Origin of the sequence: Parabacteroides caecihominis, from assembly GCF_023656785.1 — a bacterium.
GTDB lineage: Bacteria > Bacteroidota > Bacteroidia > Bacteroidales > Tannerellaceae > Parabacteroides > Parabacteroides segnis.
The window spans coordinates 178,429-189,496 of the sequence record NZ_JAMOKS010000014.1 but is presented as its reverse complement, the minus strand read 5'-3'; the positions used below and the strand labels follow the sequence as shown (position 1 = coordinate 189,496).

General features: G+C 41.4%; 10 protein-coding genes and 1 tRNA gene. 6 read left to right on the top strand and 5 right to left on the bottom strand.

The annotated features are described in order from the left end of the window. Positions 1-124: 124 nt before the first annotated feature. The 3 genes from NBH14_RS13850 (at position 125) to NBH14_RS13840 (ending at position 1,313) form a co-directional block, all read left to right on the top strand. Positions 125-346 carry a DUF3876 domain-containing protein gene (locus tag NBH14_RS13850; RefSeq protein WP_186959721.1) on the top strand — a complete coding sequence of 74 codons (222 nt, stop codon included), beginning with the start codon at positions 125-127 and terminating at the stop codon, positions 344-346. Positions 347-399: 53 nt separating this feature from the next. Beyond that, a complete protein-coding gene (locus tag NBH14_RS13845; RefSeq protein ID WP_186959592.1) occupies positions 400-693 on the top strand; it encodes a helix-turn-helix domain-containing protein in 294 nt (97 codons plus the stop codon). A 92-nt stretch (positions 694-785) separates the two neighbouring features. Then, positions 786-1,313 (top strand): GNAT family N-acetyltransferase, encoded by a 528-nt coding sequence (locus NBH14_RS13840; protein ID WP_186959593.1) that lies wholly within the window; start codon positions 786-788, stop codon positions 1,311-1,313. 312 nt (positions 1,314-1,625) lie between these two features. Here the strand turns inward: NBH14_RS13840 and NBH14_RS13835 are convergent, their stop codons facing one another. Together NBH14_RS13835 and NBH14_RS13830 are read right to left on the bottom strand one after the other, a co-directional pair. Then, on the bottom strand, positions 1,626-2,846 hold the full coding sequence (locus NBH14_RS13835; protein ID WP_186959594.1) for a site-specific integrase: 1,221 nt from the start codon (positions 2,844-2,846) through the stop codon (positions 1,626-1,628). Between the two features lie 243 nt (positions 2,847-3,089). After that, positions 3,090-3,162: transfer RNA gene (locus NBH14_RS13830), tRNA-Lys, on the bottom strand. A gap of 339 nt (positions 3,163-3,501) precedes the next feature. Here NBH14_RS13830 and ettA point away from each other — a divergent pair. From ettA to NBH14_RS13815, 3 genes are all read left to right on the top strand, one after another. Then, positions 3,502-5,190, top strand: coding sequence for an energy-dependent translational throttle protein EttA (gene ettA, locus NBH14_RS13825; protein WP_186959595.1), 1,689 nt, complete (start codon positions 3,502-3,504; stop codon positions 5,188-5,190). A gap of 34 nt (positions 5,191-5,224) precedes the next feature. Next, positions 5,225-5,878, top strand: a complete 654-nt coding sequence (locus NBH14_RS13820; RefSeq protein WP_044214392.1) for a 3-keto-disaccharide hydrolase — start codon at positions 5,225-5,227, stop codon at positions 5,876-5,878. 138 nt (positions 5,879-6,016) lie between these two features. Next, positions 6,017-7,456 (top strand): mechanosensitive ion channel family protein, encoded by a 1,440-nt coding sequence (locus tag NBH14_RS13815; RefSeq protein WP_186959596.1) that lies wholly within the window; start codon positions 6,017-6,019, stop codon positions 7,454-7,456. On the opposite strand, the gene NBH14_RS13810 is transcribed toward NBH14_RS13815, so the two are convergent. From NBH14_RS13810 to NBH14_RS13800, 3 genes are read right to left on the bottom strand one after another with little or no spacing between them, the layout of a single operon-like run. Next, a complete protein-coding gene (locus NBH14_RS13810) occupies positions 7,453-7,794 on the bottom strand; it encodes a hypothetical protein (protein ID WP_186959597.1) in 342 nt (113 codons plus the stop codon). The two genes, NBH14_RS13815 and NBH14_RS13810, sit on opposite strands and share 4 nt — an antisense overlap. Before the next feature lie 58 nt (positions 7,795-7,852). After that, the gene (locus tag NBH14_RS13805; RefSeq protein WP_186959598.1) at positions 7,853-8,164 is read right to left on the bottom strand and encodes an HU family DNA-binding protein; all 312 of its coding nucleotides are present in this window, start codon (positions 8,162-8,164) and stop codon (positions 7,853-7,855) included. Positions 8,165-8,166: 2 nt separating this feature from the next. Further along, positions 8,167-11,067 carry a DUF4906 domain-containing protein gene (locus NBH14_RS13800; RefSeq protein WP_186959599.1) on the bottom strand — a complete coding sequence of 967 codons (2,901 nt, stop codon included), beginning with the start codon at positions 11,065-11,067 and terminating at the stop codon, positions 8,167-8,169. Position 11,068 lies beyond the last annotated feature (1 nt).

Sequence of the window (11,068 nt, the reverse complement as noted above, 5' to 3'; positions counted from 1 at the left end):
AGTTGGGCGATTGCCTTCTTCTTGATACTCTCAAAATCAAATTCTTCTTTCATAAAAAAACTGTGGTAGCAAAGTTAATATTTTATTTCTTGTCTTTGCTGACACAGTTTAATTTACAGACTCTCTGAATCCTACGGTTATCATCTACCGGAATGATAAAGTGTATCTTCTTTCTATTATATATGTATCAGAAACCACCAAACAGGCTTCGCCCGCTACGTATGAGATACAGCAAGATGGTAGCCAGTATTTTATCGCCACTGCATCCAAACGGCTCTATATAGATTATGATTCGGCAAAAGATGTACTTAGCATTTCATCGCTGGGTGACTATCTGCATAACTAACCAGCTATCTAGCCATCTTGAAATCAATATTTCAATAGAACAATCTTTCAATCATGGAACTAATAAATAAAGATACCCCACAAGTCAAAGAATTTATTTCTTCGCTTGATTCAATGCTGAACGGTATTGAATCCATAGTCAAGCACTATAAACCCCACCTGAATGGAGAACGTTTTCTTTCCAACCATGAAGTTTCCAAGAAACTGAATGTCAGTTTGCGAACCTTGCAAGAGTGGAGAGATACAGGAGTAATCCCCTTTATCCAGATAAAAGGCAAAATCATCTATCGCCAAAGTGATATTGATAAGCTACTCCAAAAGCACTACTTTGAAAGCTGGAAAGAATAACTAGCCAAAAGAGTATGATTTCCACTATCTTAAAAAGAAATCTCTTTTATTGAGGTGGAAATTATACCTTTGCATTCCAAATAGTTGCAATTATGAAGTTTGTAATAGAATCCGGCGCACCTGCCGACATTGACGAATTAGAAAAGTTATATGATGATTTGAATGATTATCTATCGGCTACTATCAATTATCCCGGATGGATAAAAGGTATTTATCCTGTTCGTGAAAATGCGGTTGCTGGCATAGAAGATAATACACTTTTCGTTGTCAGGCATAATGGAAAGATAGTTGGTTCTGTTATCTTAGACCATCACCCCGATGAAGCCTATAATAATGTAAGGTGGAAAATAGATGCTGACTACAGCCGTATTTTTGTGATACGCACTTTTGTAGTGCATCCCTCATTCTTGAAAATGGGTATTGGTCGTGCTTTGATGGACTATTCGTTTGAACTGGCTCAACAATCAGGCATAAAATCTATCCGTTTGGACGTGTATGAAAATAATCTTCCGGCAATCTCCCTCTATGAGAAATGCGGTTTTGAATACATTGATACCGTAGATTTAGGCTTTGGAAACTACGGGCTGGACTGGTTCAAACTGTATGAGAAACTTGTTTAAACTCTATTCAAGTAGAAGACGTTTTCCTCATGCCAGCCCCGAAAACATTGTTTTTCGGAATTTAATTTGAATCATTGACTTTTCCAGTGAAGTATTTAGTCTGTGCAAGTCTTTAGATGAAAATACGCTCGAAATGAAATGAGAGGAAGATTTTTATCTAAACCGAAGGCTTGGACTTGAACAGGCTAAATACGGAACTTACCTTTGTCAATGCTTCATATTGAGTTCTGGAAAACTTACTTTAAAAGAAAAGGATTGAAAAAATGAAATTCATTCTTCCCAATCCTTTTTCAATATTAGCTACTACCTTTATTATATAGCCAATTCCGACAGACAGCTATTTACTTTTTGCATATCTTTGAAAATGTTCTGATCCAGTACCCGTGCATAGTGTTTTGTTACGCTGGTATCGGCATGACCTAACATTTTGGCTACGTTCTCCATACTCACGCCATTTGCAAGGCATATAGAGGTGGCATAGGAGTGCCGGGCTGAATGTGTGCACAAATTTTTCTGCAACCCGCATACATCGGCAATTTCTTTCAAATAACTGTTCATGCGCTGATTGCTCAACACTGGCAATAGTTTTCCGGTACATTCTGCCACATTTTTATATTTTTCAAGTATAGAAGCTGCCACAAGTAGCACAGGAATGTTACACATGATTTTTGTCTTTTGGCGGTTCTTCCTTATCCAAAGTTCCCCTCTGTTATCTTTTACCAAGTGTTCAGGTGATAAATCTTTCACATCGCTGAACGCCAGACCTGTAAAAACGCAAAAAATGAAAACGTCCCGTACCTGTTCTACTCGCTTAATGGTGAACTCTTTGGCAAGAATGATTTTAATTTCGTCCATTGTTAGGAATTCAGGATCGGTTTCTTCCAGTTTGAAGCGGTAGTAAGCAAACGGATCTTTCTTTATCCAGTCGTTTTCCAAAGCAATACGGATAATCTTCTTCAAATTCTTCAATCGGGTGATAGCGGAATTCTGTGCACAACCTTTTTCAATCTTCAAGAAAGCATCGAACTTAGAAATAAAGTTGGCTTCTAAGTTGTTGAGGGGAATATCCGATAGCTGATATTCTTTCTTAATGAATTCCTCTAAATATCGGGTAGTGGTTTCATACCGTTGAACTGTCTTGCTAACGAAGTCTTTGCCGATTAGCTTACGGCTTTGTTCGTTATGCTCCCTGAATACCTGCAATAGTGTTTTGCTATCTTCGTCCACACCATAAAACAATTTCCTCACAAGATCAACAGTGATAACTTTGCCAGAAGTTTCCAGTTCTCTATAAATTTGGTGTACGTGCGAACGTGTGATTTCTAAATAGTGGTTCAGTTCCACCGACATACGGTCTTTGCCTTTTGAATTCTCTTTTGCCTGATTCCATAGGTTTACAGGACAGCTTCTTTTGATAGAAATATCTACCATACAGCCGTTTACAGTAATTCTCATGCACACGGGTGCTTCCCCGTTCTTTAATAATTTGCCTTTCTTGATGAAGAACAAAACAGAAAATGATTTACGAGCCATTTTTACATCGTTTTTTAGAGTTACAAAACTATGTATTCTCTTCCAAAGTACGACCATGCAAAAAGCTATGAATCAGTGAGAAAGATGCAAATTCGTGGGACTTTTTCGAACTAAATTTTAGTCCCACGATTTATCCACCGATAATATGCTTGAAACGGCTGTTTTCTGCTACCTGCTAGAAAAAAGAAATCCCCGATAATGCTTGATTATCAGGGATTTGCTTGATTTTTCTTTTGTTTTCAGTGATCCGCCTGGGGTTCGAACCCAGGACCCCATCCTTAAAAGGGATGTGCTCTACCTGCTGAGCTAGCGAATCATCCTGTGCGTTGCTTCTGCAATGCGGGTGCAAAGATAGAAGGTTGTTTTTTATTATGCAAATATTCCAATGACTTTTTTGAATATTTTTTCATCTAACAAACGAAACACATTGGCTCACTGTACATAACCGGAACTAGATCTTTTCAGGTGTCACCTCCACATATTCGCCATTGACTAATACTGTTACTGGCCATCGTGTATCACTACTCATTTAAAAAGGTGCAAAAAAAGGCTGAAAGGGTATATGAAGAATACAATACCACCATAGATTTTAGAATCTGAAGATATTTATGTAAGTTTGTCCTGGAAAAAAATTACAAAATACATTCTTAAAAATATGGCAGACGACAAGAAAATTATTTTCTCGATGGTAGGCGTGAGCAAGACTTTCCCGCCGCAGAAACAAGTACTGAAAAATATTTATCTGTCTTTCTTTTATGGAGCCAAGATCGGTATCATCGGTCTGAACGGTTCCGGTAAATCTACGTTGCTGAAGATTATAGCCGGCATTGAAAAGGAATATCAGGGAGAAGTGGTCTTCTCACCCGGATATTCGGTAGGTTATCTGGAACAGGACCCGAAACTGGAACCAGGCAAAACCGTAAAGGAGATCGTACAGGAAGGAGTACAGGAAATCGTTGATACATTAAAAGAATACGAAGAGGTAAACGAAAAGTTCGGTGATCCCGAAGTGCTGGAAGACCCGGACAAGATGGATGCGCTGATCGCCCGTCAGGCCGAATTGCAGGATAAGATCGACGCAACCGACGCCTGGAACCTCGACAGCCGCCTGGAGCGTGCAATGGATGCCCTGCGTTGCCCGCCTGAAGACCAGATCGTGGATACGCTGTCCGGAGGTGAGCGCCGTCGTGTAGCTCTTTGCCGTCTGTTGCTTCAACAGCCGGACGTGTTGCTGCTCGATGAGCCGACCAACCACCTGGATGCCGAGTCTATTGACTGGCTGGAACAACATTTGCAGCAGTATGCCGGAACAGTGATCTGCATCACACACGACCGTTACTTCCTCGATCACGTGGCCGGTTGGATTCTTGAACTCGACCGTGGCGAAGGTATTCCCTGGAAAGGCAATTACTCTTCCTGGCTGGATCAGAAGACTAAGAAAATGGCTCAGGAAGAAAAGCAGGCCAGCAAACGCCGCAAGACGTTGGAACGCGAGCTGGAATGGATCAACATGGCTCCGAAAGCTCGCCAGGCTAAAGGTAAAGCTCGTCTGAACTCTTACGAAGCCTTGCTGAACGAAGACCAGAAAGAGCGCGAAGCCAAGCTGGAAATCTTTATCCCGAACGGTCCCCGTCTGGGTAACAAGGTGATCGAAGCGCAACATGTAGCCAAGGCATTCGGTGAAAAACTATTGTTCGACGACCTGAACTTCATGCTTCCTCCGAACGGTATCGTGGGTGTGATCGGTCCGAACGGTGCCGGTAAAACAACACTATTCAAGATGATCATGGGCATGGAAAGCATCGACAAAGGTACATTCGAAGTGGGTGAAACCGTAAAAGTAGGTTATGCCGACCAGACACATAAAGACATCGACCCGAATAAAACAGTCTACCAGGTTGTTTCCGGCGGACAGGAATTTATCCGCGTAGGAGGAAAAGAAATCAACTCGCGTGCTTACCTGTCACGTTTCAACTTTGCAGGAGCCGACCAGGAAAAACTTTGCGGCGTCTTGTCAGGTGGAGAACGTAACCGCCTGCACCTTGCCATCACACTGAAAGCCGAAGCCAATGTGCTGTTGCTCGACGAACCGACCAACGACATCGACGTGAACACGCTGCGTGCCCTGGAAGAAGGTCTGGAGAACTTCGCCGGATGCGCCGTTGTCGTTTCGCACGACCGCTGGTTCCTCGACCGTATCTGTACACATATCCTGTCGTTCGAAGGCGATTCGAATGTGGTCTTCTATGAAGGTACTTATTCCGAATACGAAGAATACAAACGCAAGCAGGGTAGCGACACTGAACCGAAGCGTGTACGTTATCGCAAACTTATTGTTGACTAATTACTATTTTATTATTCATAATTCATTTAGAACCATGAAAAAAAGAATGCTCTGCATGGCGGCCATAGCCGCAGCATTTTTGTGCTTCGGAAGCGACGCAAATGCACAGAAGACAACCAAGTTGTTCAACGGAAAAGACCTGTCAAACTGGAACTTTGTCGTTGACAAAAATTCCGTTCCGCCCGAACAGGTTTATTCCGTAAGCGACGGTGTGATCAAGATCAAAGGCCAGCCTTTCGGTTATATGTACACGAAAGAAAAGTACGATAACTACAAGCTGCACGTGGAATGGCGCTGGCCGAACGGTGACCAGAATGCGAACAGCGGTATTTTCCTGCTGATCGCCGATCCGAAGAATCCGTTCCCGAACGGAATAGAATGTAACCTGATGCTGGGTAATGCGGGTGACTTTGTCCTTCTGGGCGGCTCCGACCTGATGCAATACCAGGGTAAGCCGGGTGAACCCCGTCCTGGTTTCCCGGTGGTGAAAAAGAACGCTCCGAGCAGCGAAAAGCCTGCCGGCGAATGGAACGAGGCCAACATCTATGTGAAAGACGGAAAGATCAACGTCTATATCAACGGCGTTTATCAGAACACCGGATGGAACAAGCAGAAAGACGGTTATATCGGCTTGCAGAGCGAAGGCAAGGAAGTGGAGTTCCGCAATGTAACGATCACTCCGTGGTAAAATCATAATAAATCAGATTACCTGATAACGCAGAAGGCGGCTACCTGGAGGATTCTAATCTCTGGCAGCCGCCTTTTATAATTTTTTTTCACTTAACCTATCCCGTTTCTTTTTGTTGTATGTAAATCAACAATAAAAATGAACGTCAAAATGAAACGGCACAAAACTTTATACATTTTCCTGCTCTTATTATTCCTGCACACAACGGCAAACGCCCAACTGCAAAAAGTAATCAAGGATATTTTCTCGGCCGATACGACCCTGACGCACACCGACTCGTCCGCCATACAAAAGACAGACGCCGCCTTCAAACTGAAAGCCGGACAGATCCAGAAACTGGATTCGTTGCACCAGGAAACGGTTGACAAACTAAAGGACAGCAAACTTCATGAAAATTGGTGGGAAACGGGAAAACACGCCCTCTATTTCATGCTGGTGCTGTTAGGACAATACCTGCTGTTCCGCCTTTCTTCCTGGCTCTACCAAAAAGCCAAAGCACGTATCCAACAACTGAAAGATACCAGGTTAAAACCAATCTCCATCCAGAACTACGAGATACTGGATACGCAAAAACAGGTCAAACTACTGGTCTTTATGGCAAGTATCGTACGCTACTTGCTGCTTTTCATCCTGCTGGTGCTGACGATCCCTATCCTCTTCTCGATCTTCCCGCAGACTAAAGAGCTCGCCTACAAAATCGCTTATTACATCTGGAATCCGGTAAAAAGCATCCTGGTAGGTATTCTGGATTATATCCCCAACCTGTTTACGATCATCGTGATCTGCCTGGCTATAAAATATATTATCCGTGGAATCCGTTACCTGGCAACGGAAATAGATGCGGGAAGGCTGAAGATTAACGGCTTTTATGCGGATTGGGCGATGCCGACCTACCATATCGTTCGATTCCTGCTGTATGCGTTTATGATCGCCATGATTTATCCTTATTTGCCGGGCGCCAATTCGGGCGTGTTCCAGGGAGTATCGGTCTTTGTCGGGCTGATCGTTTCATTGGGGTCGAGCACGGTGATCGGGAATATTATTGCCGGATTCGTTATCACTTATATGCGTGCTTTCAAACAGGGTGACCGGATTAAACTGAACGATACGGTGGGTAATGTAATCGAAAAGACAGCGTTCGTCACCCGCCTCCGCACGATAAAGAACGAGATTGTAACGATACCGAACTCATTCATTATGTCTTCACAGACGGTCAATTACAGTTCGTCGGCCAGAAGTTACGGGCTTATCATCCATTCCGAAGTGACGATCGGCTATGACACGCCATGGCGTCAGGTACACCAGCTTCTGATCGAGGCAGCCAAGGCAACGCCCGGAGTGATGCCCGAACCGGCTCCTTTCGTCCTCGAAACGTCCCTGAGCGACTTCTACCCCGTTTATCAGATCAACGCTTATATCCAGGATGCGGACAAGATGACAAGCATCTATTCAGACCTGCATCAGAACATCCAGGACTATTTCGATAAGGCCGGTGTCGAGATCCTGTCGCCCCACTATACGGCGTTCAGGAACGGAAATGCCTCAACGATCCCCAAGGAAAAACCGGCAGCCGATTAAGCCGGCAATCCTTCTAATTGTTGTTCTTTCCATTCCACAAAGCCCTCGATGGTACGGGGAATCTGAAAGAGAAGGCGATCGTCTGCCACTGTACGCAAGACAGCCTTGCGGAACAGGGGAAGCTGCATTTTATCGACTTTGAAAGAAGCCTTCATCAGAATGACTTCGTAACCACCATGCACTATTTCCTTATTGAGGACAACAGGAAACTCCATAGCCAGATAATAAGCCGAACGTTCATAAGCACACCAAGTATCTCCTTCAAGATAGAGGTAAACGTACTTTTCATTATCTACTTCGTTGGATAAGATTAATTCTACGTCAGATGCTTGTTTCATAATATAAAGTTGAATTACAATACTTTTTTCTGTTTTCATTACCCTAATGTTTTAGTATCTATTTTTCTTCTCCTTTTTCATCCGTTTTTTCCGTCTGGTTGTTCAGATGTTTCAGAAGGAATTTGCCCGGTTTGAATTTCACGCTGTTACGGGGAGCGATCATACAGGATGTATTATTTCTGGGATTGCGTCCCGGCCTCCCCGTCTGTTTCCACAAAGTGAATGAGCCAAATCCCATCAACCCCACTTCGCCCTCCCGGATCAAAGCATTCTCCACCTCTTCTTCCCACACTCTGATAAACAGGGCAGCTTCCTCCTCTTCTATTAGGAGCCTACCGGCTATTTTTTTGATTAAGTTTGTTCGGTTCATTGTTATTTATTTATTTGATCAGTATCTCTTACGCAACGAATTTGAATGTTAATAGAAACATATTCTCCATATTCAGAATCGTAATACTTATATTGGGAGCCACTATCTTCCCATACAGTCATAGATTGAATTGCTAGATTATATCCCAAATACCCACAATAAGTATTTGCAGCAAAAGCATTTTTCGTGCAACTAAAATAAGTACTGAAAGACTGACCGGAATTTTCAGCCTTATGAAAAACAAATATTGCCAGTTCTTTTTGATTAGGAAGACGCCAGCCTTTTTCCGGTTCGTCACAAGGATTTTCCTCATTTGCTTTTTTAGCACTAAAATCAGACTTATAAAGCTGATTTTGTCTAACTTCAAAAGCCTCTGACAAACGATTTTCTTCATCCAAACTAGTATGTCCAAATGTCAATGCTTTATTTACTTTCTCTCGCTTCGATCTTGGATTTAAATTTTGAAAAGAATAAGATTCATATACTTTATCACCATAATATCTTGAAGACAGTGATACTATATCCGTTATATTTTCTGTTATATCCCTTAAATTGCGAACACAACGATAAGAATTCTTATTATTTTTCCGATAAGAAATGGAAAGTCCTTCATTTGCCAAAAGAACATAATAATCGAGAGTATTAGAATCACTACCACTAAGAGCCGGATTTGCATTAACAGTACTACCTACATAAGTATGTCCTGATGCAACATCTTTATCCGTATCCCTGTACAATCGAACATCTTCCGGTAAAATGTCACCACCTATGACAAGAGCCGTATATTGATTAACTGCGGGAAGATACCAACGTAATTCGTCATTATCAATAACACCATCACCATTCAAATCACGATTTTTAGCCAGACATGCATATTGAGCATACTTATAATCACTATTTAATTCATTATTTGTATAATCAAGAAATGTATCCCAAGTCCAATTCCAAGCGTAATTTGCATTATAGTTCATTTTTGCTATCCATTCATGCATATTATCACGTCCTTGATCAAAACTATTCTTCCACCGACTATAATAATCCTTACCCGAACCATCAGGTATTTCTTTAGATGGCAAATTCTCAGTTTCCTGAATACTTTCCGTACCCCATCCATTTACATTGTTATTCTGTACTCTATCCAAATCATAAATCGTATAAATGGGACGTTGCACAAACGTATAGGCAGACATGTTGATAGAACTACTACTAGACGATTCTGTATTATGTTTATAATAGGTCAAAATATTAATTGAACGCGGCTGCTGGTTGACAAATTTATCCAATGATAAATCTGAATCTGTATAGAAATACTCGTCTATGAAACAGGTGTAACGGGCACTATCGCCCGAATCATTACCGTTATAATTTAAACCAGCATTATAAAGATCTGCCTTAAATCCATTAATATCCAAAGGTTCATCCGATTTAGATTCTTTATATTTCATAAAATTTGTACCATCATCTGTATTCCTTTTATAGGTAACCCAATCAAGATCGCTTTTATCAGTACTCGGTTTGAAACCGCCTCTCGGAGTAGCCCCAACAATCTGAAAACTATCTTTAAACATCTCTAAATCACATGTTTTTCCAGAGTTTGCGGCATATCGTTTAATTAAATCGTGTATCATTAATTTTGAGAACGAAATTACCGTTGTCCCATAATGCGCATCAAAGATGTTGACTTGATTACTAGCTACATATATGTCTCCGTCACTGCCCCAGGATTCATCCTCCTGAAGATCCGATTCTACTTCAACGATTATTTGATCTACTCCGACTACTTTAACGGTATAGATATAACGGGTATTTCGAAAAATCTTAAAATCCGAGTTAGTCCCTTGATATTTGGGATTCCAATTTCCTACATGGATATAATAGGTGGTATAAGCTGTTACGTTTTTATTCGGTTTGCCATCTGTTCCGATTGGCTTATCTGTTTGTCCGGTATAAGTACCTTTCAAAACGATATAAGTGGAGTTTGCAGGGGCATTAGAGAAACTTTCGGAGCCATTCATTTCCTCCCTCATGTCATAATTATTAATTTCTTTATCGGCTGTTTTCCGGTTTTCCATCATCAGGAATGAGAAATTATATGATGATGTATTCAAACTATTCACTACCGTATCCTTTTTCTCAAAGACAGAACTTATTTTCGATTCTTTGAAACCATCAGATTCATAATCTTCATAAGGTGCTGAAGTCCGTTCAAAGACATAGGAAGATTGCGGTACATTCTTAACCTGCCAACTATCGGCTACAAATGTTGTATTTTCTTTTGCTGCCATCACTTTGAATTGGATGGATGACATAATCCGTTGCAAAAGTATCCGGCCATTAACCGTACCGTCTGCAGCGATAGTACAGGGAGTATCAAAATCAATTTTGTTATTATTCTTTGCGACTACACAACCACTCATCAGGAAAACTCCGTCAAGCACTGAAATACTGGAACCATCCTTGTTTTTTGGCAAGGTTACAGACAAGCCTTTCAAATCATCGATAGTTTCAATTTTACCTAAAAAATCATCTGTGATTGTATATAAAGAACTTTTATAGTTGGCGACCGCATAAATATAGCGGGAGCCGGAAGTTGTTGAAACAGCAAAACTATTACGATTAATTTCATCAGTCGTGCAAATTTTTTTCCCATCAATTGTATAACTCCCGTCTTTTTCCTTTTTGAAAATAAAGATAGCCAGTGAACTGACTTTATTCGATTCGTCGATATCAGTTGCTTTCGTTTCAATTTTCGCCGGGTCTGACGTGCTGAAAGACAAAGTAGCCGTTACCGGAACACCCTCCTCTACTTTTCCTTGCCCATTTACTAATGTTTCATCCGAACAGGCCGTGCATACCAGCAGGCTAAGCAGCAGATAAAGTATATTTTTAGTTGAATGTATCATA

Bases quoted from the DNA above. Each gene is read 5' to 3' on its own strand.
- NBH14_RS13845 (WP_186959592.1), top strand. From the start codon at position 400: ATGGAACTAATAAATAAAGATACCCCACAAGTCAAAGAATTTATTTCT.
- NBH14_RS13810 (WP_186959597.1), bottom strand. From the start codon at position 7,794: ATGAAACAAGCATCTGACGTAGAATTAATCTTATCCAACGAAGTAGAT.
- NBH14_RS13840 (WP_186959593.1), top strand. From the start codon at position 786: ATGAAGTTTGTAATAGAATCCGGCGCACCTGCCGACATTGACGAATTA.
- NBH14_RS13800 (WP_186959599.1), bottom strand. From the start codon at position 11,067: ATGATACATTCAACTAAAAATATACTTTATCTGCTGCTTAGCCTGCTG.
- NBH14_RS13805 (WP_186959598.1), bottom strand. From the start codon at position 8,164: ATGAACCGAACAAACTTAATCAAAAAAATAGCCGGTAGGCTCCTAATA.
- ettA (WP_186959595.1), top strand. From the start codon at position 3,502: ATGGCAGACGACAAGAAAATTATTTTCTCGATGGTAGGCGTGAGCAAG.
- NBH14_RS13835 (WP_186959594.1), bottom strand. From the start codon at position 2,846: ATGGCTCGTAAATCATTTTCTGTTTTGTTCTTCATCAAGAAAGGCAAA.
- NBH14_RS13815 (WP_186959596.1), top strand. From the start codon at position 6,017: ATGAACGTCAAAATGAAACGGCACAAAACTTTATACATTTTCCTGCTC.
- NBH14_RS13820 (WP_044214392.1), top strand. From the start codon at position 5,225: ATGAAAAAAAGAATGCTCTGCATGGCGGCCATAGCCGCAGCATTTTTG.